This window comes from Candidatus Zixiibacteriota bacterium (assembly GCA_034003725.1).
GTDB lineage: Bacteria > Zixibacteria > MSB-5A5 > GN15 > FEB-12 > WJMS01.
The window spans coordinates 66,214-89,431 of sequence record JAVEYB010000003.1 but is presented as its reverse complement, the minus strand read 5'-3'; the positions used below and the strand labels follow the sequence as shown (position 1 = coordinate 89,431).

General features: G+C 59.1%; 22 protein-coding genes. 7 read left to right on the top strand and 15 right to left on the bottom strand.

Annotation, left to right across the window (positions count from 1 at the left end):
- Window positions 1-141: 141 nt before the first annotated feature.
- The 14 genes from ppdK to RBT76_05110 all read right to left on the bottom strand — a co-directional run bounded on the left by ppdK (window position 142) and on the right by RBT76_05110 (window position 15,217).
- A complete protein-coding gene (gene ppdK, locus RBT76_05175) occupies window positions 142-2,976 on the bottom strand; it encodes a pyruvate, phosphate dikinase (GenBank protein MDX9857159.1) in 2,835 nt (944 codons plus the stop codon).
- A 135-nt stretch (window positions 2,977-3,111) separates the two neighbouring features.
- Entirely contained in the window at window positions 3,112-3,465 is a 354-nt protein-coding gene (locus RBT76_05170; GenBank protein MDX9857158.1) for a hypothetical protein, read from the bottom strand.
- A 435-nt stretch (window positions 3,466-3,900) separates the two neighbouring features.
- Entirely contained in the window at window positions 3,901-4,710 is an 810-nt protein-coding gene (locus RBT76_05165) for a hypothetical protein (protein MDX9857157.1), read from the bottom strand.
- 6 nt (window positions 4,711-4,716) lie between these two features.
- Window positions 4,717-5,592, bottom strand: coding sequence for a hypothetical protein (locus tag RBT76_05160; GenBank protein MDX9857156.1), 876 nt, complete (start codon window positions 5,590-5,592; stop codon window positions 4,717-4,719).
- Between the two features lie 12 nt (window positions 5,593-5,604).
- Window positions 5,605-6,255, bottom strand: a complete 651-nt coding sequence (locus RBT76_05155; protein MDX9857155.1) for a hypothetical protein — start codon at window positions 6,253-6,255, stop codon at window positions 5,605-5,607.
- 13 nt (window positions 6,256-6,268) lie between these two features.
- Window positions 6,269-7,882, bottom strand: a complete 1,614-nt coding sequence (locus RBT76_05150) for a hypothetical protein (protein ID MDX9857154.1) — start codon at window positions 7,880-7,882, stop codon at window positions 6,269-6,271.
- A gap of 45 nt (window positions 7,883-7,927) precedes the next feature.
- Entirely contained in the window at window positions 7,928-8,731 is an 804-nt protein-coding gene (locus RBT76_05145) for a hypothetical protein (GenBank protein ID MDX9857153.1), read from the bottom strand.
- Window positions 8,728-9,687, bottom strand: coding sequence for a hypothetical protein (locus RBT76_05140; GenBank protein MDX9857152.1), 960 nt, complete (start codon window positions 9,685-9,687; stop codon window positions 8,728-8,730). The genes RBT76_05145 and RBT76_05140 overlap by 4 nt, the downstream gene beginning before the upstream one ends.
- Window positions 9,684-10,361 carry a hypothetical protein gene (locus RBT76_05135; protein MDX9857151.1) on the bottom strand — a complete coding sequence of 226 codons (678 nt, stop codon included), beginning with the start codon at window positions 10,359-10,361 and terminating at the stop codon, window positions 9,684-9,686. Before RBT76_05135 ends, RBT76_05140 begins: the two co-directional genes overlap by 4 nt.
- A 2-nt stretch (window positions 10,362-10,363) precedes the next feature.
- Window positions 10,364-11,620, bottom strand: a complete 1,257-nt coding sequence (locus RBT76_05130; GenBank protein MDX9857150.1) for a fibronectin type III domain-containing protein — start codon at window positions 11,618-11,620, stop codon at window positions 10,364-10,366.
- A 14-nt stretch (window positions 11,621-11,634) separates the two neighbouring features.
- Window positions 11,635-12,282 carry a hypothetical protein gene (locus RBT76_05125; protein MDX9857149.1) on the bottom strand — a complete coding sequence of 216 codons (648 nt, stop codon included), beginning with the start codon at window positions 12,280-12,282 and terminating at the stop codon, window positions 11,635-11,637.
- Between the two features lie 17 nt (window positions 12,283-12,299).
- Window positions 12,300-13,310: a hypothetical protein gene (locus RBT76_05120; GenBank protein ID MDX9857148.1), complete on the bottom strand. Its 1,011-nt coding sequence runs from the start codon at window positions 13,308-13,310 to the stop codon at window positions 12,300-12,302.
- A gap of 1 nt (window position 13,311) precedes the next feature.
- Window positions 13,312-13,959: a hypothetical protein gene (locus RBT76_05115; protein MDX9857147.1), complete on the bottom strand. Its 648-nt coding sequence runs from the start codon at window positions 13,957-13,959 to the stop codon at window positions 13,312-13,314.
- Between the two features lies 1 nt (window position 13,960).
- Window positions 13,961-15,217: a fibronectin type III domain-containing protein gene (locus RBT76_05110; protein MDX9857146.1), complete on the bottom strand. Its 1,257-nt coding sequence runs from the start codon at window positions 15,215-15,217 to the stop codon at window positions 13,961-13,963.
- Between the two features lie 439 nt (window positions 15,218-15,656).
- Between RBT76_05110 and RBT76_05105 the strand changes: the two genes are divergently transcribed.
- The 3 genes from RBT76_05105 to RBT76_05095 are packed head-to-tail and all read left to right on the top strand — an operon-like array spanning window position 15,657 to window position 19,454.
- On the top strand, window positions 15,657-17,516 hold the full coding sequence (locus tag RBT76_05105) for a glutamate mutase L (GenBank protein ID MDX9857145.1): 1,860 nt from the start codon (window positions 15,657-15,659) through the stop codon (window positions 17,514-17,516).
- Window positions 17,517-17,560: 44 nt separating this feature from the next.
- Window positions 17,561-18,307, top strand: coding sequence for a hypothetical protein (locus RBT76_05100; protein MDX9857144.1), 747 nt, complete (start codon window positions 17,561-17,563; stop codon window positions 18,305-18,307).
- A 25-nt stretch (window positions 18,308-18,332) separates the two neighbouring features.
- The gene (locus tag RBT76_05095) at window positions 18,333-19,454 is read left to right on the top strand and encodes a hypothetical protein (protein ID MDX9857143.1); all 1,122 of its coding nucleotides are present in this window, start codon (window positions 18,333-18,335) and stop codon (window positions 19,452-19,454) included.
- A 70-nt stretch (window positions 19,455-19,524) separates the two neighbouring features.
- On the opposite strand, the gene RBT76_05090 is transcribed toward RBT76_05095, so the two are convergent.
- Window positions 19,525-19,794 (bottom strand): hypothetical protein, encoded by a 270-nt coding sequence (locus RBT76_05090; GenBank protein MDX9857142.1) that lies wholly within the window; start codon window positions 19,792-19,794, stop codon window positions 19,525-19,527.
- A gap of 233 nt (window positions 19,795-20,027) precedes the next feature.
- On the opposite strand from RBT76_05090, the gene RBT76_05085 reads away from it, so the two are divergent.
- From RBT76_05085 to tolB, 4 genes are read left to right on the top strand one after another with little or no spacing between them, the layout of a single operon-like run.
- A complete protein-coding gene (locus tag RBT76_05085; GenBank protein MDX9857141.1) occupies window positions 20,028-20,720 on the top strand; it encodes a MotA/TolQ/ExbB proton channel family protein in 693 nt (230 codons plus the stop codon).
- Window positions 20,717-21,139 (top strand): biopolymer transporter ExbD, encoded by a 423-nt coding sequence (locus tag RBT76_05080; protein ID MDX9857140.1) that lies wholly within the window; start codon window positions 20,717-20,719, stop codon window positions 21,137-21,139. Before RBT76_05085 ends, RBT76_05080 begins: the two co-directional genes overlap by 4 nt.
- Window positions 21,140-21,141: 2 nt before the next feature.
- Window positions 21,142-21,888 carry a TonB family protein gene (locus RBT76_05075; GenBank protein MDX9857139.1) on the top strand — a complete coding sequence of 249 codons (747 nt, stop codon included), beginning with the start codon at window positions 21,142-21,144 and terminating at the stop codon, window positions 21,886-21,888.
- Between the two features lie 10 nt (window positions 21,889-21,898).
- Window positions 21,899-23,215, top strand: a complete 1,317-nt coding sequence (tolB, locus tag RBT76_05070) for a Tol-Pal system beta propeller repeat protein TolB (GenBank protein MDX9857138.1) — start codon at window positions 21,899-21,901, stop codon at window positions 23,213-23,215.
- The last annotated feature ends 3 nt before the right edge of the window (window positions 23,216-23,218 follow it).

The following is a 23,218-nucleotide window of genomic DNA, read 5'->3' as shown; positions in this document are numbered from 1 at the left end:
TGCGCCCCGGGCCGGCGATGTCACACCGAATGAACATAAAGCCCCTTGAAAGTCAAGCGAAACATCCCGCTTCGGCCCAAAGCAAAGCGGGCTGCCGCCGAACGGCGACAGCCCGCAAAAATAAGCGCACAAATGACCGGACTATTTCCTGGGTTTCCCGGTCTTCTTTCCGGTCGACCCGGCGCCCTGCTGGATAGCCGCTCTCGCCGCCGCCAGTCGGGCGATCGGCACACGGAACGGCGAACAGGACACATAGTCGAGACCGACCTCGTGACAGAAATCGATCGACTTCGGGTCCCCGCCGTGCTCTCCGCAGATACCGATCTTGAGATCGGGACGAGCCTTGCGACCGAGTTCCTTGCCGGTGCGCACGAGCTGGCCGACACCCTCTCGGTCAATCGACACGAACGGATCCTGCGGCAGGATTCCGTGATCGACATAGTAGCGAAGGAACTTGCCGGCGTCGTCGCGCGAGAAGCCCATGGCCATCTGCGTCAGGTCGTTGGTCCCGAAGCTGAAGAAATCGGCTTCCTGCGCGATCTGGTCGGCCGTCAAAGCCGCGCGCGGGATCTCGATCATCGTTCCGACCAGGTACTCGAGCTTGCGGATCTTGTACCGGTTGATCACCTCGGTCGCGACCCGGTGCACGTGTTCCTTCTGGTTCTTGAACTCGTTGACGTGTCCGACCAGCGGAATCATGATTTCCGGTTTGACCTTCTTGCCGGCCTTCGTCAGCTCGCAGGCCGCCTCGATAATGGCGCGCACCTGCATCTCGGTGATCTCGGGATACACGATACCGAGCCGGCAGCCGCGATGACCGAGCATCGGGTTGAGCTCCTGCAGTTCGTCGATCCGCTTGATCGTCTTCTGCAGCCGCTCGAGGTCCTCTTCGTAGTCATCGCTCTTTTTGTCGAGCTTGTCGATCTTCGCCTGGATCTCGTCGCGGCGCGGCAGAAACTCGTGCAGCGGCGGGTCCAGCGTGCGGATCGTCACCGGGAATCCGTCCATCGCCTCGAAGAGCCCCTTGAAATCGCTCTTCTGGAAGGGCAGCAGCTTGTCGAGCGCCGCCTGCCGGTCCTCGGGCGTGTCGGCGAGAATCATCTCCTGCACGATCGGGATACGATCCTCGGCGAAAAACATGTGTTCGGTGCGGCACAGGCCGATCCCCTCGGCGCCGAATTCGATCGCCTGTCGGGCGTCGCGCGGAACGTCGGCGTTGGTGCGGACGCGTAGCGTGCGAATCTCATCGGCCCACGTCATCAACTCGTTGAATTCCGGCGAAAACTCGGGGTCGATCGTGGATACCTCGCCGAGAATCACTTCGCCGGTCGAGCCGTTGATGGTGATCATCTCGGCTTCCTTGACCGTGAGCTTGCCGACCTGGAACTGCTTTTTCGAGGCGCTGACACGGATCGACTCGGCGCCCGATACACAGCATTTTCCCATCCCCCGGGCGACCACGGCCGCATGGGACGTCATACCGCCGCGCGCGGTCAGGATACCCTTCGCAACCGACATCCCTTCGATATCGTCGGGATTGGTCTCCTCGCGCACGAGAATCACGGGGCCCTTGGCGCTGTGCTTGACGGCCTCCTCGGCGGTAAAATAGACTTTACCCGAGGCTGCGCCCGGCGAGGCCGCCAGCCCCTTGGCGATCACGTCGTATTTCGCGTTGGGATCGATGCGCGGATGCAACAGGTGGTCGATCTGAGTGGGATCGATCCGCATCAGCGCTTCTTCCTTGGTGATCAGCTTCTCCTTGACCATGTCCACCGCGATTTTCACTGCCGCCTGGATCGTGCGCTTGCCGGTGCGGGTCTGCAGCATGTACAGCTTGCCTTCCTGCACGGTAAACTCGAAATCCTGGACGTCGCGGTAATGCTTCTCCAGCCTGGTGGTGATCGCGTTGAGCTGCTTGTAGATGTCGGGCATATCCGTCGCCAGCTCGCGAATCGGCTGCGGCGTACGCACGCCGGCCACCACGTCTTCACCCTGCGCGTTGGTCAGGTACTCGCCGTAGAACTCCTTGTCGCCGGTCGAGGGATTGCGCGTGAACCCGACTCCCGTGCCCGAGGTCGTTCCCATGTTGCCGAACACCATCGCCTGTATGTTGACGGCGGTGCCGAGATCGGCGGGAATGTCGTTGAGCCGGCGATACGTGATCGCACGCGGGTTGTTCCACGAACGGAACACCGCGTCGCGGGACATGCGAAGCTGCACGTACGGATCATCGGGAAACGCCTCGCCCGATTTGCGCTTTACGATACCCTTGAATTTCTTGATGATCTCGCGAAGATCGCCTTCCTGAAGCGAGCTGTCCTGCTTGATACGGCGATCCTTCTTCAGCTTCGAGATGACTTCTTCAAACTGGTCCTTGTCTATGCCAAGCACGACGTTGCCGAACATCTGGATGAACCGGCGGTAGTTGTCCAGGGCGAAACGTGCATTGCCGGTCTTTTTGGCAAGGCCCTCGACCGTCTGTTCGTTCAATCCGAGATTGAGAACCGTGTCCATCATGCCCGGCATGGAGAACTTGGCGCCGGAGCGGACCGATACGAGCAGGGGGTTATTGGCATCGCCGAATTTGGCGCCGGTCTCTTTCTCGATCTTCGCCATCATCGACTCCAGCTCGGCGTCGATCTTCTTCGGCACCTCCATACCGTTCTCATAGTACGCGGTACACACTTCCGTGGTGATCGTGAACCCCGGAGGGACAGGAACTCCCGCATTCACCATTTCGGCGAGGTTTGCGCCCTTGCCGCCGAGCAGGTCCTTCATGTCGGCGCGACCCTCGGCTTTACCGCCGCCAAAGAAGTAGTATGCCTTTTTGACAGCCGATACTTTGGATGCGGCTGAGGCGGTCTTTGTGTCAGCGCTCTTGGCTGCGGGCTTCTTAGCCGCGGCCTTTTTCGCCGTCTTTTTACCTGTTGGTTTGGCCGATGCCTTCCTGGCAGTGGCGCCTTTCTTCGCGGGCATACGTTCTCCCAAGTTAGGACTTAAAAACTCTGGTAAAGTCCCAACAATCTAAGAAAAAAACGTTGTGAGGCAACAGAAAAGGCGACCGAAACCTCCTGATTCCGGCCGCCTCAGATCTGGTTGTCGCAACCCAGCTCACATTGTGAAGAATCGATCACCCCGGATGATCTGCTCCAACATGCGAACCGTCTTCTCGACGGGTGCGTGCATGATGTCCGACGTATTGAAAGTAGACCGCACGACCTCACGGGGCGCCGAAAAACTGGATTTTCCGCGTCCGCGCGCCTTTTTCTTGTGCGTCAGGTTATACTGCCGCTGGTACTCTTTTGCTTTTTCCTTATGCATCTGATAATACCGCCGCTGATACTCGCGTCGGGCTTCTGCGGTCGACAATTTTGATTTCGGCTTCTGCTCATCCTGGGCTGAAGTGCCGTCTGACACGGAGTCGGCTAGGGCTTCGGCCTCGGCACTCTTCTTCGTCCGCGGCATGAGCCACCTCACTTTCCATGTGTTGCGGTTGCTACCCTTTCCGTGGCTAAAGTGTTGTCTTGTGAAGGTCCCTCACTCCGCCGCCATGGTAGGAAAAATTTGCCGGACTGTCAAGTACTTTTTTGCTTGACAGCGAAAAAAAGTCGGGTAACTCCCAGACTGTAAATGAGTTCCCACGAGAGGAAGTTGATCCGGTCGTAAGCTCTTGTGGGATAACCTGTTACGGGATGGCGATATTTCTCGCTACGGCGTTGCGGCCCAAGATGTTGCCCGGCCGCCCGTCGCCTGCCCCCCGTAGGCCGATCGGGGAATCGGCCCGTCAGTACACTCAAACCTCAATCTTATACTTCCACTGATTCAAAAATGCCACATAAAAAAACTGCCCGGTACTATTTCCGGGCAGTTTTTTTCAGTCCCGTTTTTCCGTGCGAGGACTTACTCAGTCGCCGAATTGGCCTTTTTGTGACTCAGGTGAGTCATTATTTCCCGCACGACGTAAACCACAATCAGCGCGATTATCAGCCAGAACACGATCTGGAATCCGGCGCCGTAGTTCGGGTTCGACGAATCAAATGCCGCCTCCCGCCAGTTTTTATCCAGATACTGCAGACGGTTGATAAACAGCGATATACGCGCCATCACGGTAAATCCGAAGGACGCCCCGAATCCGATCATCAGCGTCCAGATCCCAAGCTTGGCCACTCCTCCGACCGCGCCCGTGTGGGCTTTCGAGAAGAAGAAGTAGATCAGCCCGGCGATGACCCCGATAAAGATCAGCAGGTTCGCCAGTCCGGAGAAAGGATCAAAAAAGCCGGTGCCCATGAAGTTGGACCAGTTGATGTCCACCATGGTCGCGACCAGCTGCTTGTTGACCTTGTTGGACATCTCGAGCGGCACTGCCACACCGGCAGCAATACCGATATACAGCGCCATCGGCCAGCGCGACAACCAGCCGTACTTCCGGGAGAAGCGCGTCCACATGAGAATGCCGAGGATCCCCGGGACGATATACCACGGCTGCGTTGAATTCAGCCACAACATGAACCAGTCGCCGTCGGCCAGCTTCTGGAACAGGTTCGGCACCATGGTGCCGTGCCACACGATTATCACGAAATACCCGGCGGACACGCCGACAACCAGATGCTCGGCCAGCTTGTAGAAGGGATTGTCCTTATACAAAAAGGAAAACGTGGCCAGCGTCAGGAAGGCGCCCAGGGTCGTCCACAAGAATGTTGTGAAGTCCATACCTCGTTACCTCCCTTCCAGCTGTACTTTGCGCCGAGTGACGAAGTAGCCGATGTTCCCGATGATGATAAACAGCAGGATAACGATATGCGCCGGCAGCTGCACCCGCATACCGTCAATCGCCAGCCCGGGATTATCGGCCAGTCTTTCATACTGGGCCGCGCCAAGCATACCGCCCATAATCCCGAACACCTGCCCGGAATTGAGGTACGGATAGTACTGCGCGGTCATGACGCCGGTCAGACCGAGCGCCAGCGGGAAATTGTAACGCCCCTGCCCGTACGAAATCCACGCATCGGTGATATTGCCGCCCGACAGGTCGATCAGGCAGGCCACGTTGTCGTAGTTGAGCACGCCACGCATCATCGGAATGGAATCCAGCGGCGTCCCGTAATAATCGGTCGGGAACGAGATCCGGAAGTTCTGCCCCATACTCAGGATGATAATCGAAAAGTACGGTTTGTATCCGAGAAACGTGTAGTCGACGCCGTTGACGATTTGCCGTCCCTTGTATTCGATCCCGTTGTAGGTCCGGTCGAGTGCGACCGAGTCAGTGATGTCCCGAATCGCCTGGTCCGCCATGCCGGGGCCGTTCTGCGAGAGCGCCGTGAAAATGATCCGCAGGTTCTTGCGGAATGCGTGTTCCATGATCGCGTAGGTCATGGGGTGCAGCTCCGCCTGGTTCGACGGATCGTAGTCGATCGCGACAAACACGATATCACCCGGCGGCAACGAATCGATGAAGTCGTAGATGGACCGGGTCTCCTTGGTCACGCGGATCGGTATGGAGTAGTCGACATAATAGCCGGCCACACACACCACGGTGAGGAAGAGAAAGACCCAGCGCCGGTCAAGTCTCATTAACCGATCAAAAAAGTTCATAGTCTTCTCTCCTTACCCTTGTCCCATGTAGCCGCGTTCGATCCCGAGGATGATCTTGAGCGCGGTCGCCACGATGCCGAGCCCGATGCCGATCACGATCGCCCGCTGGGCGGCGAGATTGGGCACGTTCATCAGCCAGTTGGCGACCGTCTCGATCCACGCCCCGAACATCGGATTAAACCGCATCATCACGATCAGCGCCGCCAGCAGCAGCAAGGACGCCACCACGCTGCGGGCGCGGAAGGCGCGGTAGGCCGCCGAGGCGATGAAAAACGCCAGCAGCGAAAACATCGTCGCCTGGATCGGAATAAGGATATAATCGAAGAAATGCCGGAACATCGAATTGCTCAGGCCTTCAGCCGTGTAGATGTAGAACCCGAACGACCCGTCCTCCCAGTTCGTGATGCCGAAAAACATCATAGAGAACAGACCGGCGAGGGTGATAATCGAATAGCCCCAGTTTTCACGCTTGCGCCTGATCTTGTCCGTCGAGACACGGATCAACGACCAGATGCCGAGCGCCATGGCGAATCCGCCGATAATCGTCAACCAGTCCAGCAGAAACTCGTACACGAACTCCGATCTTTCGTGCGGCACGAAATACTGGAAGATCATGAAGAAGCCGGCCAGGAAGACAAGTATGAAAGGTAGTTGTCGTCTCATCAGTCATGTCCTCCTAATCCGACACTCTGAACCAGTCTTTGAATTGTGCGATCCACTCGGCGCCGGTGAGATCCCCCACTACGAGGGCGACAAAGGCCAGCACCGCACAGGTCACAAAGAGCGCCTTGGCGTAATCCTGCGCCTTGAGCGATCCAAGCAGCACCGGCTCGCCGCCGAGGTAGGCCGACGCCGCGTAGAGCTCCTCGCCGATCAGCGTGAAGTCGCAGGCGACGACGAAGAACGGAATCTGCGCGATCTCGTCGGTGCCGGCAATCTGGATCGACCCGGCCAGCGCGCCGGTCTCGGCGAGAATCAGCGACTCGGCATAGAACCGTCCCATGTACACGTTCGTCGCGGGCAGCTGGCGAAGCATCACGCCGTTGACCGCCGCCACGTACGCGAACTGCGACTGCGTTACGAAGTACACGATATCTTCGTTGTAATCATCCGGTCGACCGGCGTCAAGATACGCCGACTTCACGACCTCCTGCGCGACCGTCATGACGATCGGGTCGTAGGTCGGAACGATCAACTGCGTCTGGTACTCGGCGACACGCTTGGCGACGCGGCTCAAAATCGTGAACGACGCGATCGTCGCGATATCGGCCGCCGTGCCGAGGCCAAGCACGTACAGGATCGGTTTGCCCATTTCGGTGGCGCGGCCGATCGCATCGTCAACCGCTTCGATTCCCGCCAGCGGTCGAACGTACAACTGCTTGCCGCCGCGCGCATGGGACACGAACGTCACCGTCAGAATAGTGAAAATGAGCACCGAAATCAGCACCACCGTACGCCCCGTGTTATACCACTGTCCGGATGCCTGCACCGGACCGTACCCCTCGGATGGCGTAAAGATGGCGGCATCCGACGTCACGGCGTCGACCCGGTAATACAGGTCGGTGAAATCGGGCAGGAAATCCGGTGAGACCTCGTCTTTGGAACCGGAGTGCCGGAAACCGGTCGCACCGGGGACTTCAGCCCCCACCGAATCCCAGCGGCCGCCTCCGGTCGACGGGCCGGCGGCGCCGTAGGCGGCCGGCAACGAGTCGACCGCCGCGAGAAAGGCCCGACGGAAGCTCTTGACGGAATCCTTGGATATTTCAACCTCGCCGGTCATCGCGGCCAGCGTGTCCTCGAGCGACCTCCGCACCTGGTCCATCCAGTTCACGGTCGTGTCCGAGAAATCGACCCCCTCGGGAAGTGCGACCGCAAACGGCAGTTCGGCGACACTCGCGACGCCCTTGCTGAGCAGCGACAGGGCGGAGTCGACCAGCGGCTTGTAGACGCGAATGGGCGGCAGGCTGCTGCGCGCCATCTCGTACATCTGGCGGAGCGTATCCACGTGATACGCATACGCCGGCTTCCACATCATGATCCGGTACCGAACGACCGACTTCGCCCCATCGGGACTCTCCAGATCGTCGACCGACGGTGTCCAGCTCAGGTCGATGGCATGGCCGTGATCGTTGTTCCTGTCCCGGCCCACAAGCCCGGTCACCGGCGCCGGCGGCGCGATCGCGGCGACCTCCACTGCCGTCGTATCCACCGGCGGCGGGTCGGTCTGCGCCGTGATCACGGTGCCCGTCAGGCACACGAAGACCAGGAACGCCCGTAGCACATATGTCATAGTCCCTCCACAGTCATGAAGAGTACCTGCGTGTAATATCCTCAATCAGCCGATCAGTTCCAGCCAGTCCCTGAACAGGAAGGTGAGCCGTCCCACCAGCAATGAGATGCGGCCCATGACGGTGTAACCGAACGACGCACCGAACGTGATCATCAGAATCCAGATGCCCACCCTCGACGCCGATCCGAACAGGCCCGTATGCTCCTTGGAAAAGAAGAAGTAAATCAAACCGCACATGACGCCGACAAAAATCACCCAGTTCGACAGCATCATGACGAACTGCCCGTCGATCGCCAGCGAGAAGTCGCTGAAAAACGCTCCTGTCCCCTGCCAGTTCACCAGCAGCGGCACAAACGTGGCCGCAATCTGATTTACGAAGTCGGAGCGCATGTAGCCGACGAAGTTGATTCCCGCGGTGTATCCGATAATCAGCGCCAGCGGCCAGCGCGAGATCCAGCCGGCCGACTTGGACAGTCGCATCAACAACAGCAACCCGAAAATGACGGGAATGATGTACCAGAGACTGATGTCTTTGGACGGCGTCTCGAACCAGGCCGCCAAATCGGAGGACAAACGCGGAATCAAATTGCGGACCAGCGTCTGCCAGAACCCGAGCACCATCCAGTAGGCGGCGGAAACGCCGACAAACAGGTGCTCCGCAAACTTGTAAAACGGATTGTCCTGGTACAGGAACGAAAACACGGCCAACGTCAAAAACGCCGCCGCGGTTGTCAGGAAGCCGCGCAGATAGGGATTGTCGTCGCCGCTGAACGATGCGCCCTTCAAAATCCAACTGACCAGAAACAAAACGACAACGGCGCTGAGGATGACGATCGATGACCGTTTCACCGTTTCATCTCCCTTCTTCGCCCAACGAAGTAAGCGACATTGCCGAATACGATGAAGGCGATGATAACGACGTGCGCCAGCGTCTGCGGCCCCATCATCACCAGACCCGGCGTGCCGCGCTCGGCGAACTGCGGATACTGCTTGATCAGTTCAGACTCGTACTCCGCCGCACCCTTGATGCCTCCCAGAATGCCGACCACCTGGTCGGGGAAATACGGGTACATCTGCGGCGCCACCACGGCGGCCACCCCGACCGCAACGGGTACGCTGGCACGGTCTCCGACAAAAAGCACCCACTCCTTGGCGCCGGGCTTTCCGCCGCCGAAGGTGACGACAAGGTCAAGGTCACGGCACGATGAAACACCCTCGAAAATCTCGATACTGTCGAGCGGAACCGAGTTGACGTCCGACGGGAACATCTTCTTGAAATCCGATACGATCACGTTCAGAACGCCTTCGTTGCCGGCCGTGTATCCGACCGAGACGTAATCTCTGCCGTCGATCTTGTCGGGAAACTCGACAGGTAGAATACGACGCATGGTCTGATCGAGCAGCCCCTGCCCCGTCGCCCAGAGAGACATGAAGATAACTTTGTGATTCTTCGCGAGGGCATGGCGCATGATTGCGTCCGCCATCGGCTGTACTTCGGGCGCCATGGCGGGATCGAAGTCGAACGACAGCAGCACCCGCGAACCCTCGGGAAGGTTTTCGATATGGTCAAACGCCCGCTTTACGACCGGCGTCGCCTGTTCCTCGAACGTGATCGGAAAGAGAATCGGCACGGAAACGGATAGGAAGATAAACAAGAAGATGACGCGGCGGTCGACTTCGATTGCCTTGATTGACACGTAGAGAAGCGCGAGCAGGCCGAGCCCGATGACGAGCAGAGACACATAGGTACCTGCGGTAGCCTCGCTACCGGCGGCCAGCAGCAGCAGGGGGACGTCGAAGATCATTTGCCGTCATCCCCCAGGTACGTCCGTTCGACGCCGAGAATAATACGCAGCGACATCGAAACGACACCCAGCCCGATTCCGATCAGGATCGCACGCTGTCCGGCCAGGTTTGGTGAATTCATGATCCAGATAGCCAGATTCGGGATCTCCATCGCCGACAGGCTCGACGGCATCCACGCGGTCAACATGGTGCCGAACGCGGTGCGACCGAGCAGAATGATGAAGGCGGCCACCAGCAGAATCGTCGCCTCACGGTTTTTGGCCCGGAACGCGCGATAGGACGCCGAGGCGATGAAAAACGCCAGAAGCGAATACATGGTCGACTGAAGCGGAATCAGCACCGAGTTGAAAATCATCCCGAACAGGGACTCCTCGGCCGTCACCGAGGCGGCGATGCCGCCCTCGTTCCACACCTTGAACAACCCGGCCCAGAGCATGACGACGAATCCGACCAGCGTGACGATCGAGTACGCCCAGTCGTGCTTCCGGCGCGAGATTTTCGTCAAATGCACGCGCAGCAGATTGCCGCCGCCGAGGAAAAAGGCGAACACCGCGATGATATCGAAAAACACGGAGAAATCTTCGCCCAGCGTTTCGATAGGCGGGCTGAACACCGACACGATCAGCAGCGTGCCCACGAAAAACGTGATGAACAGGGGTACCTGGCGTTTCATGACTATTCCACCGCCGCCGAGAAGATGGTCGACAGACCGTCGGCCAGCCAGTTGAAGAAGCCGATATCAAACGCCTGCCCGAGCGTCACGGACAGCACACCCAGCAGAATGGCCGCCATGGCCAGTCCCTTGCCGACATCCTGACCCTTCAGCGAGCCAAGCTGCTTGGGCTCGCCGGAAAGATACGCCGACGCCGCAAACAGCTCTTCGCCGATCAGCGTGAAGTCACACGCGGCGATAAAAAACGGCAGCTGGGCCGGTCGCGCGGTGCCGGCGATCTGGATTGCGCCGATAGAATTTCCGGTCTCGGCCAGAATGAGCGATTCGGCGAAAAACGCGCCGAGCAGAAAGATCGTGGCTGGTTTCTCGCGAACCATGATACCGTCCACCGCGGCCACGTACCCGAACTGCTCATCGGTCACGTAATTCACCATGTCGTCGGAGTACGCGTCGGGGCGGCCCGCGATCTGGTAGGCGGCCTTGATCGTCTCTCGCGCCGCCGTCATCACCAGCGAACGCGACACCGGCATGCGGATGCGCGTGTCGTAGTCGGCGATCTGCTTGGCGACCCGCCCCAGTATCGTCAGCCCGGCGATCGTCTGTACGTCGTCCATGTCCTGTATGCCTGGAATAAACAGTATGGGGCGGCCCATCTCGGTCGCGCGGCCGATGGCCTCGTCGACCGCGTCCAACCCCGCAATCTTGCGGACAAAAAGCTTCTTGCCCGCGCGCGCTTTCCAGATGAAGTAGATGACCGACGAAGATATGCAGAACGCGATCACGAACAGCCAGACCAGATCGAGATGCAGATACTCGCGCTTCGGCGAAATCGCCTGCGTTTTGATCGACGCCACCGTATCGGTGGCGGATACCGCCGCGACATAGTACACGTAGCTGGAATCTTTGCTCAATCGTTCGTCGCGGAACGAGGACGCGCCGGGCAGCGCCGAGCCCGCAGGCATAAAAGCCCCGCCGCCCGACGAACGGAAAATGCGATAGCCCAGGACCAGCGTGCGGCCGGGCTGATCGTCAATCGAGGGCACCCACGACAAGACGAGATGCTTGGCGTTGTCGTACTTGTAGTCCTCGGCAACCACCGAGGTCGGAGGCGCGGGCGGGCGAACCGCGATTGCGGTATCGGCGGGCGCGATGGAAACGGTCTCCGACTGCCCCGATACGGAGACGGCGATAATACTGATGGTGAAGCACGCTGCGAGGACAACGACCGTGAGGCGAGTGCGACGTCCCCCGTCTGTCATCGGCGCGAATCGCACTAGCGAATCAACCCCAGCCAGTCGCTCAGAAGAAAGTCTATACGTCCGATCAACAGGGACATACGGCTCATCACCGTGTAGCCGAACGACGCGCCGAAGGTGACCATCAGAAAGAATATCCCGATCTTCGCCGATGCCCCGAACGCCCCTTTGTGCTCCTTCGAGAAGAAGAAATATACCAACCCGGTAAACGTGCCCACGGCCACGACGATGTTGCCGATGATGACATACGCGGAGGCATTGAAGCCCGGCCCGAACAGCGGCATCACGGTGTCCTGCACCTGGCGCATGACGTTCGAGGAGAAATAATTGATCAGGTAAAATCCGGCGGTCGCACCCACGATAAAGGCCAGCGACCAGCGCGACACCCAGCCGATCTTCGGAATCAGGCGCAACAGCATCAACAGCCCCAGCGCCGCGCCCACCAAAAGCCAGTAATCGGGCTGGGCGTCTCCGGTCGGGAACACGCCGACCCAGAACTTGCCGTAGATGTTATCCCAGAACAGCGTGACAAACCAGTAGCCGGCCGAGATGCCGACAAAGATCGACTCGCACAGCTTGTACCACGGGTTGTCCTTGTACAGGAACGAGTAGATCCCGAGCGTCAGAAACGCGGCGACCCAGAGTGCAAAGTGTTCCCAGAACATCTACTGACCTTCCACCGTCATGCCGACAGGTTGCTCTTCCGGCCGCCCATGAAAAACGCGACGTTGCCGATGATGATAAACGCGATCACGATCATATGCGAAAACGACTGCGACAGCATAAACTTCGTGCCCTTCGCCTCATGACCGGTCATCTTCTCGAACTCGGCGGCGCCGTTCATCCCGCCCAGTATGCCGATTAACTGTCCCGACCGCAGGTACGGATAACACTGGGGCGCCTGCACCGCGGTGTTCCCTGCGCCGAGTTTGACCCCGTAGCGGTCAACCGCCACCTGCACCCACTCGATCGTCCCCGGGTAACCGGCCGAGAGATTGAACACGTAATCGACGTTCGAGAAATTCTTGACGTTTCTCACGATCGGCAGGTCTTCGTAATGCGTCCCGCTGTAGTCGGTCGGAAACATGGACCGGAAGTCCGATCCCATGCGTTGAATGACGAATTCGTTCCCGGTTTGAAAACCCAGGTTGCAGTAATCCACACCGTATTGCAGGCCGAGCGACGCGTACTTCTCGTCTTGCATCACGCGCTCGATTGCCTGGTTGGCCTGCAGCGGTCCCTGGGGCCAGAGCCCCATGATGATGACTTTGAACTTACGATCGAACGCGTACCGGAAAAACGACTCCGCCATCGGCTGCAACTCGGGCGCGGACGGCGGATCGTAGTCGAATGAAACCAGCACTTTGGAACCGTCGGGAAGCGACTCCAGCCCTTCGTAAAGCGAACGAACCTCGGGCGATGTCGGTATGTACTGGCTGATGGACATGAACAACGGCAGCGCCACGGCGAAGCCGACATACAAAAAGACCGTGCGCCGGCCCACCAGCCGGCCCTTGATAGTCATCACCAGGATCACGATCAGCGACGCCGCCAGTGCGACGATCACTAATACAGACACCGCCGGCGAGAAGCTGACCCCCGTCATCCAGCCGGAGACTTTGCCGGCATAGATCACGGCGCTGAAGAGCAACACCAGGACGACGACAAGGATTTCTTTCACGCGAGTGCTCATGTCAATCGCCTCCGAGGTGAGACCGCTCGATCCCGAGAATAATCCGCAGCGAAGTCGACACGATGCCCAGCGCAATACCGATCATGATGGCGCGCTGTCCGGCCGTCTGCGGGAAGTTCATGATCCAGGTGGCCAGGTCGGTCAATCGCCATCCCTCGGGCATAAACGCCGTCAGCGCGTCGCCGACCGGCACCCGCCCGAGCATCACGAAAAAGGCCGCCAGCAGCAACAGGGTCGCCTCAAAATTGCGCGCCCGGAAGGCGCGGTAGGACGCCGACGCGACAAAAAACGCCAGGATTGCAAACATGGTCGACGACAGCGGCGTGTACACGAAATCGTACAGCCACGTAAACTTGGTGCCGGGGTCACGGAACGCCTCGCCTTCGAGGAACCCGATAATCGCGATCAGCAAAAAGCTCACGATGATCACGACCGCGTAGCCCCAGTCTGACTTGCGCCGCGCGATTTTCTCCAGCGAAATCTTCAGCAGGTTCAGCGCGCCCAGCCAGATTGCGCACGCCTGCACGATAGAGAACCAGTCCGAAAACCAGGCATTCATGCGGTTGAACGGCCAGTGCGGAATGAAGTACTGGACGACGAACACGATGCCCACGATGCCCGTTATGATCAGAGGAATTTCTCTACGCATGCTACTGTATCACCGAAAAAAGCCTGGAGAAGCTCCATATACCGAAGGTCTCGAGAACGAGCCCGACGACTATCGCGATAAGTATGACCGCCTTGCCCATATCCTGCCCTTTCAGCGATCCAAGCAGCTTGGGCTCGCGCGACAAATACGCCGAGGCCGCAAACAACTCCTCGCCGATCAGCGTGTAGTCGCACGCCGCGACGAAAAAGGGCAACTGGGACGGCATCCCGGTGCCCGCAATCTGAATCGCCCCGATCGAATTGCCCGTCTCCGCGAGAATCAGCGACTCGGCGTAAAAAGCTCCCATGAAGAAAATCGTGGCGGGCTTCTCCCGCACCACCATCCCGTCGATACCGGCGGCATAACCGAACTGATCGTCGGTCAGGTAATGAACCTGATCCTCCTGAAAGGCATCCGGGCGCCCCGCCTTCGAGTAGGCTTCCTTGACGATTTCGCGAGCGGTGACCAGCACCAGCGAACGCGAAACCGGCACCTGCAGATATGTTTCGTATTGAGCGGCAAGCTCCGCGACCCGGCCCAGAATGGTGACGCCCGCAATCGTCTGGACATTGTCCATGTCCTGCGTGCCGGGGATATAGTAAATCTTTTTGCCCATCTCGGTGGCGCGCCCGACCGCTTCGTCCACCGCTTCCAGTCCGGCAATCTTGCGGATAAACAACGACTTGCCGGCTTTCGCCTGATTGATGTAGTAGATAATGAAAACGCACAGCAGCAGCACGCCAACCAGTACGTTGATCCGCCGCCAGTCAAGCCACTGGGCCGACGAACTCACCGGACCGGCAACCATCGCGCCCTCGACCAGCGCCGGGGGCACCGGCTGGCCGGCCAGCGCCAGCGTCATCGGAACTACCCGATAAAAATACGCCACGTCGTCTTCCGCACTCCCGTCGGAAAAGGTCGTGGCGTTGTTGGTGGCATCGCCCACTTCTTCAAAAGGGCCTTCCGCCGATGTCGCCCGGTAGATCACATACCGGTTAATGATCCCGCCATCGCCGTCATCGGCCGATGCCTCCCAGGTTACCGTGATCGAGCCGCCGCCGTCGTCTTGCGTATCCTTGACGGTCACCGCGGGCACGGGACGCGGCAGAAGAATCTGCAGAGTAGTGTCTGAAAGAATAGTGTCGGAAGGAACGCCGGGTTGATCCTGAGCGGCCAATGGCGGGGCCCAGGCGAGTACAATCGCCAGTAGAAGCGAAACAATCGCGCGGGAGGTGGACCTCGTAGGTGGCAATGTCAAGCTCAGGCTCCCTTACCGAATATCAGTCCGCACGTGCCGGCACTTTCTGGAGAGACGGCTGATCCGGACCGTTTATCAAACAGTGATTAACCGAAGTGCCCCGGTCCCGTCAGCCTCACCAGCGGGGAATTGCACTACCGTTCCCAGCGAAAGGTGGTAATTAAGAAGCGCTCCACCACCAAGTCAAGCGAAAAAATCGGCTGTCGCCGCCATCTTCCTGCCACACAACAGCTTGCGGGTCCGTTTCGCCATGACTCCGGGCCTCCGGCTCTTCCGACTGAAGCGGGCCTCCGAGGTAAAATGGCGCTTTACAAACTTTGCAGGGTATGTTATACTCGTTGTCTGATTCAGTCGGGGTAACGCGGCAACAACCGCCTATACCTCGAAGAGAGACAATAAGATAGAAGAACAATACACTTTCTCACATAGCGGTTTTCAGATGGCTAAATTCGATAATCCGGACGACATTAAGATCATCGTTGCAACCGACTGCGGATCCACCACCACCAAAGCCATTCTCATTGAGTATATCAACGGCGAGTATCGCCAGACCACCCGTGGCGAAGCGCCGACGACTGTTGAGGCGCCATTCGAAGACGTTACCATGGGCGTGCTCAACGCGGTCGGCGAACTCGAGGAGCTCTCCGGACGCAAAATTCTCGACGAAAACGGTAAGTTCATCACACCGTCGAGAGGTGATGTCGGCACCGACGTGTATATCTCGACGTCGTCGGCCGGCGGCGGTCTTCAGATGATGGTGGCGGGAGTGGTGCGGTCGATGACGGCCGAATCCGCTGAACGCGCCGCGCTGGGGGCCGGGGCGATTGTCATGGACGTGATCGCGTCCAACGACAAGCGCCTGCCGCATCAGCAAATAGAACGTATCCGGCACTTGCGCCCCGACATGATCCTTCTGTCCGGCGGTATCGACGGCGGAACGACCACTCACGTCGTTGAACTCGCCGAGCTCGTGTCGGCGGCCGACCCGCGCCCCCGCCTGGGATCATCCTACAAGCTCCCGATCATTTATGCGGGTAACCGGGACGCCACCAAAGATGTCGAAAAAGTGCTGGCTGATAAAGTGGACCTCCGGTCGGTCGACAACCTCCGCCCCGTCCTCGAGCGTGAAAACCTCGGACCTGCCCGCGAAGAGATTCACGAGCTGTTTATGGAGCACGTGATGGCGCAGGCGCCCGGATACAAAAAGCTGATGTCGTGGACCGACGCCCCGATCATGCCGACTCCGGGCGCGGTCGGCCTGATCATCCAGACTATCGCCAGACAATATAACATCGAAGCGGTCGGGGTCGATATCGGCGGTGCGACAACCGACGTGTTCTCGGTTTTCCGTCCCGACGACCAGCCGGTCTTCAACCGCACGGTATCGGCGAACCTCGGCATGTCCTATTCGATCTCGAATGTGTTTGCCGAGGCGACGCTGCCGATGGTCATGCGATGGGTTCCGTTTATCATGGATGAGCGCGACCTGCGCAACCGCGTGAAAAACAAAATGATTCGCCCGACGACCATTCCGCAGTCGATGGAAGAGTTGATTTTCGAGCAGGCCATTGCGCGCGAGGCGCTGCGCCTGGCCTTCGTCCAGCATAAGAACTTCGCCACCGTGCTGAAAGGCGTCCAGCAGCAACGGACGATCGCCGACGCGTTCGACCAGAGCTCCTCCGGAAAAACGATCGTCAATATGATGACGCTCGACATGCTGATCGGCTCCGGCGGAGTGCTCTCACACGCGCCGCGCCGCCAGCAGTCGGCGCTCATGATGATCGATTCCTTCTTACCCGAGGGGATCACCCGGCTCGCCGTGGATTCAATCTTCATGATGCCGCAGCTCGGCGTACTCACCGAGGTTCAGCCGAAAGCCGCGACTGAAGTGTTCGAGAAAGACTGCCTGATTCACCTCGGCACCTGCATCGCCCCCGCCGGGGTGTCCAAAAAGGGCGGACCGGTCATGAAGTACTCGATTGACCTCCCCTCCGGCCAGGTGAGCGGCACGCTCAACTTCCTGGAAATGAAGCGGTTTGAACTCGGGATGGGACCGGACAGCCTGCCGCTGAGGGCGAAGGCGCGGTTTGAACCGGAACGAAACTTCGATGTCGGCGCCGGACCCGGCAAAACCGTTGAGCGCGAAATTCATGGTGGCGTGGTCGGTATCATTCTCGACGGGCGCGGACGACCGTTTGACCTGTCGTCGCTGAGCGAACACGAGCGCGTGTCGCATCTCGTCTCCTGGGCCACCGAACTGAATATTTACCCCGAAGGAGCTCTGAAGCACGTAAAATGAGCACGCAGAGTTCCCCCCTACGGAAAACAAGCCGGCTTGCTGTTGTGGTCGGTTTGCTCGCTGTCATCGTACTCTCGACCGGCGCACTCGCCAAAGTGTTCGTCTCGCTGAACGGTGGGTTCTACATCGAGTACCCGGATCAGTGGTGGCAGGTCGACTACCAGACGGTAGACTACTACCTGCAGCAACTTCAGGCCGACCCCGACACCTATGATTACGACGCCGTGTTTTCGGCCCGCAAGCTCGCACCGTTCCACGACTATGAGTACCTCATCGTCACCGTGGACACGAGCGGCGAAATGGATCGGCGGGCGCGCGATTCTGTCGTTGCCGAGCTGGCCGACCTGTTTGGCGAGGAAGTCCAATACAGACCAATTCAGGAGTCTTTCGCGGCGCTGGAGGTCGATCGCCCGGCCTATGACCGGGATCGGATGTTGTTCATCCGTCTGACCGACGTAGGCGATGAACAGCAGGGATTCAAGAAGCACCTCTACTGCCTGCGGTTCTACGAAAAGGGGACCGCACATTTCTACTTCTTTGCGCCCGACTCGACCTTTGACGAATACCGTCCGCAGTTCTATGACATCCTCATGTCGTTTTCCACCGAAGACGTGGCTCAGCGAATGCCGCGTGAAAGTGTCAAGCTGGCCGACCCCGAGCACCTGCAGAAGCGGGACGGCGCCTCCGGGGTCTCGAAAACGACGGTGGTGATACCCACAGCCGCGGTGGTGATCATCATCATCGCGCTGGCAGCGCGTCGCAAACGACGCAACCAACACGAGAAAGAGTAGTTCGATATAGGGAAGGGTACCCCCCATGGGTCACGCGTATACGCCCGGTCTGAAAGTAACGGATCAAGTCGTCATCAAAAAGCAGCGCATTCTCCCGCTCAAGGGTGATGTAATCGTCAAAGTCGGTGACAAGGTCGAGCCGCAGACGGTGGTCGCGCGCACGCACCTGCCGGGTCAGGTGGTCCCGATCAACGTCGCCAACAAACTCGGCGTCCCGCCCGAAGACCTCGAGCTGGTGATGACCAAAAAGGCGGGCGATCCGATCAAGGAAGGCGAAGAGATCGCGCTGTCGGTCTCCTTGTGGATATTCAAGTCGCGCTGTGCCGCGACCATCGACGGCTCTATCGAGTCCGTCTCAAGCGTCACCGGCCAGGTGCTGCAGCGAGGGCACCCGACTCCGGTCGAAGTCAAGGCGTACGTCAAAGGGGAAGTGACCGAAGTCATCCCCAACGAGGGCGTGGTCGTGACCTGTATCGGGTCCTTCGTTCAGGGCATTTTCGGCATCGGTGGAGAGACGTTCGGCCCCATTATGATGGCCACCCCGGACAATTCGACCGTGCTCGACGAAAACATGATCAACGACAGCATGAAGGGCAAAATCATCGTCGGCGGCTCCCAGGTCACCGCGGCCGCGCTGAAGAAGGCCATCAAGGCGGGCGTCAAGGGAATCGTCACCGGCGGATTCGACGACAAAGACCTTCGCGACTTCCTCGGCTACGACATCGGGGTCGCCATCACCGGCTCCGAAGAGATCGGCGTGACGCTTGTCGTGACCGAAGGATTCGGCAAAATCGACATGGCCCAGAAGACCTTTTCCCTTCTGAAACGTCACGAGGGCGAGTTGGCCTGTATGAACGGGGCCACCCAGATCAGGGCGGGCGTGATTCGCCCGGAAGTGGTCATCCCCACCAAGACCGAACATGTGGCGCAGGCGGAACAGAGCGGCGAGGTACTCGGCCTGCAGAAAGGGTCGCCCATCCGCGTCATCCGCCACCCCCACTTCGGCCGACTGGGCCTCGTCACCGATCTGCCGGCGCCGCTCCAGACGCTTGAATCTGAATCACGCGCGCGAATCCTCGAAGTCGAGTTTGCCGACGGCTCCCGGGCAATCGTACCACGCGCCAACGTGGAGATGATCGAAGGCTGATTCGATCGATCAAATGAAAAAAGGCCTCCCGCCTGATGACGGGAGGCCTTTCAATTTCGGTAGTTCGCTCTTAGTGTCCGGCGCCTTCGATCATCTTCTTGCCCGCTGCAGCGGCGGAGTCAATCATCTGCTCGCCCGCAGCGGCGGCGGAATCAAGCAGCGCTTCCCCTTCGCCGATCAGCGAGTCAACCACACCTTCGTGCATCCGCGTGGTATCGGCCATCTCGTCGGCGTGACCGCCGGCGGACATGTCGCCGTCCTCGGTCTTCTTCTGACCGCAACTGGCAACCACGGCGATCACCAGCACTGAACAAAACAGCAGTATCAGCAGTTTCTTCATGGGTACGGACTCCTTACGACTGAACGAGACAGTTTACAACTAACTGCGTCAAAAAGGACCGTCCCGCAAAACAAGTCAAGTTTTTAGTCGCACCCGCGGACTTTTTTTGCCGGTTCGGCTATTGTTGTTGACAGTCTTTGCACATGAGTCTAATGATTACAATTCGGGTAATTTTTTCCCGCCGCCCGCCTGTCGCGGCGTAAACTTTGTTCTGAAAGGCGTGTAGAACCGGTATGGAGAGCATCTCGATTTGGCAGATTATCAAACAGACGTCCACATTCGGCGTCTTTATCCTGATTGTGCTGGTCACCATGTCACTGGTGTCATGGGCCATTATCGGACACAAGTGGCGCCTGTTTCGCGCCGTGTCGCACGCCGACGCGCAGTTCCGCGCCCAGTTCAGCCGTTCGCGACGCCTGGCGGATTCGATCGGTCAGGCCAAATCGTACGCCCTCTCTCCGCTGGCCACCATGTATACCGCCGGCTATGAAGAGATGACCCGGCTGCGCGAACTCAAAAACGAGGGCGGCGGACTCCAGAACCAACTCGATCGACTCGACAACGATGACTTCGAGATCGTCGAGATGACCATGCAGAAGGTCGGCACCGATGAATTGTCGCGGCTCGAACGACGAAACGTCTTTTTGGCCACCACCGGATCTTCGGCCCCCTTCATGGGCCTTCTCGGTACGGTCGTCGGCATCATGGATTCGTTCTGGTCGATCGGCGAGCGCGGGTCGGCGTCGCTGGCGGTGGTCGCACCCGGTATTGCCGAAGCGCTGCTGGCCACTATCGTCGGACTCGGCGCCGCCATCCCCGCCGTGATCGCTTACAACTGGGCGAACAACTTCATGCGACAGCTGACCGACCACACCAACGCCTTCGTGCTCGATTTCATCGCCCGCGCAAAGAAGGAATCGCGATGATCCGTCGGCGCCATATCCGCTCGTACCACACCATGGCCGATATCAATATCGCCAATCTCGTTGACGTGGTCCTCGTGCTGCTGATCATCTTCATGATCTCCGCGCCGCTGCTGCAGTCGGGTATTGAAATCGACCTGCCGAAAACGACAGCCGCGGCCATCGAGGAAGAAGCCGAAGGCGTGGTGATTACGGTCGACAAGAAAGGCGGCGTGTATATCAACGACGTTTTCTCGAACCCGACCAATTTCGAAGAGCGCCTCAAAGCGGAAATGGTCAGTAAGAACACCGGGTCGGTATACGTGCGCGGCGACTCCGCGGTCGCGTACGGGGCGGTGATCGACATCATCGGCCGCATGAAAGAAATGGGCATCGAGGCGATCGGCCTGGTCACCGGACACGAGGAAGGCGGGCGAAAATAGCCGTGCGAAAAGCAGCCTCCATACGCACCGACCTCTCCTCGAAAGACATCACGCTGTCGGTGATCCTGCACGTGATGATCGTCGCATCGACGTTTCTTCCCGTGACCTTCGCCTCGCGGCCCGACACGCTCGGCAACGTCATCTCCGTCAGACTGATCTCCGCGCCGCCGCTGCCGGTCCAGCCCGACGCCCCGCCGCAGCCGATCAAGCCGCTGACGATTCCCAAAGCGATGGAAGCGGAACCGGAAGTAATTCCGATCGATGACCCGGTCACGGCCAAGCCGGTGAAAATCCCGGAGACGAAGCCCGCGCCCGTCAAAAAGCCGGAACAGAAAAAACCCGACAAGACACAGAAAAACCTCGACGCCGTGACCGGCGATACGCGCCGCGCGGGCACGGCCGACGGCTCTACCGATGTCGAAGTGAGCGCCTCCGGATCGCCGTTCGCCGGCGCTCGCGTCGACAACGCCTCGTTCGACTATCCGTACTGGTTTGACCTGGCGTTCACACAGATAGCGAACAATTTCCAGAACCCGATCAATACCGACGCCAAGCTCGTGTGCGTGGTCTATTTTCAGGTTATTCGCTCCGGCCGGGTGCTCGAAATCAAAGTGCAGACGCCCAGCGGCGTCCCGGCCTTTGATGACGCCTGCGTCGCGGCGATCGAGCGCTCCAAACCGTTCACCCCGCTCCCGAGGGAATTCCGCGACGAAATCATCGGGATTACCGTACCGTTTACGAACAGGTAAAGGACTCGTAATGAAATTCGGTCTGGCAGTCTGGGCAACACTCGTCATCCTGGCCGGCAGCGCAGCCGCTCAGGACACGAGCGTCCGCACCATTCCCTTTGACACCATCTCCGGCGGTTTCCGTGCCATCCCGGTGGCGGTTGACAACATGAAACCCGCGACCTCGGATCCGATCTCCGCCGACGACTCCCTGCTGATGCAGTACGTGGTGCGTGTGATTCAAAACGACCTGGATTTCTACGCGGACTTCGAGCTGATCCCGCTCGATCCGTTCTACATGGAAACGTACGAATTGACCGAGCTCGATATCGGCGGATGGCAGCGCCTCGGCGCTGATTATGTCGTGAAGCTCGACGGCTCCTTCCCCGGCGCCAACATGCGCGTCACATGGCGGCTGTATGATACTCGCTCTCGACGGGAGATCGCCGACGGTCATTTCGACTATCATCGCCAGTTCTGGCGACTGCTGGCTCACGATGTCGCCAATCAGGTGGTGCAGGAAATGACCGGCGACCCGGGCATTTTCCGCACGAAGATCGCGTATATCAAAAAGATCGGCCAGGCCAAAGAGCTGTTTATGGCGGACTACGACGGGGCCAACGAAAAGCAACTGACCAATAATAAATCGATCAACGTGTCTCCCGCCTTCGCCCCCGACGCCGAACACGTCTATTTCACCAGCTACAAAGGCGGTTCGCCGCAGTTGTACCGGGTCGATGTGAATACCGGCGAGGAACGGAAAATCGGCGATTTCCCGGGATCGGTAACCGCGCCGTCCGTTTCGCCCGATGGCAAGAAAATCGCCTGTGTACTTTCGAAAGACGGCGACCACGAAATCTACGTGCTGGATCTCGAAGGTCGTATCATCAAGCGTGTGACGCGACATCCGGCAATCGAGTCGTCTCCCACCTGGTCCCCCGACGGTCGTTATATCGCGTATTCGTCGGACCGGACGGGATCGCCCCAGATCTACATTTCGGACGCCGACGGTATCGAGACGCGTCGGTTGACGTTCGCCGGAGGATATAACGACTCGCCGATCTGGTCGCATCGCGGTGATAGAATCACCTTTGTCTCTCGCACGCCGCGCGGACGGTTCGACCTGGCCTCGATCGATACGTCAGGATACGACTACCGCATCATGACCCAGCTCGGCACGAACGAAAATCCCCACTTCTCCCCCGACGGCAAGCACATCGTCTTCAGTTCCACACGCCTGAGCGGAGGAGATATTTTTACGATGGATTTGTCGGGACGCAACCAGCGGCGACTGACTTCCGAAGGAAACGTCACAAATCCGGCCTGGGGGCCGCTTCCGAGGCGGTGACAC

Bases quoted from the DNA above. Each gene is read 5' to 3' on its own strand.
- RBT76_05130 (MDX9857150.1), bottom strand. From the start codon at position 11,620: ATGACAGACGGGGGACGTCGCACTCGCCTCACGGTCGTTGTCCTCGCA.
- RBT76_05160 (MDX9857156.1), bottom strand. From the start codon at position 5,592: ATGAACTTTTTTGATCGGTTAATGAGACTTGACCGGCGCTGGGTCTTT.
- RBT76_05155 (MDX9857155.1), bottom strand. From the start codon at position 6,255: ATGAGACGACAACTACCTTTCATACTTGTCTTCCTGGCCGGCTTCTTC.
- RBT76_05085 (MDX9857141.1), top strand. From the start codon at position 20,028: ATGGAGAGCATCTCGATTTGGCAGATTATCAAACAGACGTCCACATTC.
- RBT76_05150 (MDX9857154.1), bottom strand. From the start codon at position 7,882: ATGACATATGTGCTACGGGCGTTCCTGGTCTTCGTGTGCCTGACGGGC.
- RBT76_05090 (MDX9857142.1), bottom strand. From the start codon at position 19,794: ATGAAGAAACTGCTGATACTGCTGTTTTGTTCAGTGCTGGTGATCGCC.
- RBT76_05165 (MDX9857157.1), bottom strand. From the start codon at position 4,710: ATGGACTTCACAACATTCTTGTGGACGACCCTGGGCGCCTTCCTGACG.
- RBT76_05170 (MDX9857158.1), bottom strand. From the start codon at position 3,465: ATGCCGCGGACGAAGAAGAGTGCCGAGGCCGAAGCCCTAGCCGACTCC.
- RBT76_05135 (MDX9857151.1), bottom strand. From the start codon at position 10,361: ATGAAACGCCAGGTACCCCTGTTCATCACGTTTTTCGTGGGCACGCTG.
- RBT76_05125 (MDX9857149.1), bottom strand. From the start codon at position 12,282: ATGTTCTGGGAACACTTTGCACTCTGGGTCGCCGCGTTTCTGACGCTC.
- RBT76_05105 (MDX9857145.1), top strand. From the start codon at position 15,657: ATGGCTAAATTCGATAATCCGGACGACATTAAGATCATCGTTGCAACC.
- RBT76_05115 (MDX9857147.1), bottom strand. From the start codon at position 13,959: ATGCGTAGAGAAATTCCTCTGATCATAACGGGCATCGTGGGCATCGTG.
- tolB (MDX9857138.1), top strand. From the start codon at position 21,899: ATGAAATTCGGTCTGGCAGTCTGGGCAACACTCGTCATCCTGGCCGGC.
- RBT76_05120 (MDX9857148.1), bottom strand. From the start codon at position 13,310: ATGAGCACTCGCGTGAAAGAAATCCTTGTCGTCGTCCTGGTGTTGCTC.
- RBT76_05095 (MDX9857143.1), top strand. From the start codon at position 18,333: ATGGGTCACGCGTATACGCCCGGTCTGAAAGTAACGGATCAAGTCGTC.
- ppdK (MDX9857159.1), bottom strand. From the start codon at position 2,976: ATGCCCGCGAAGAAAGGCGCCACTGCCAGGAAGGCATCGGCCAAACCA.
- RBT76_05080 (MDX9857140.1), top strand. From the start codon at position 20,717: ATGATCCGTCGGCGCCATATCCGCTCGTACCACACCATGGCCGATATC.
- RBT76_05140 (MDX9857152.1), bottom strand. From the start codon at position 9,687: ATGATCTTCGACGTCCCCCTGCTGCTGCTGGCCGCCGGTAGCGAGGCT.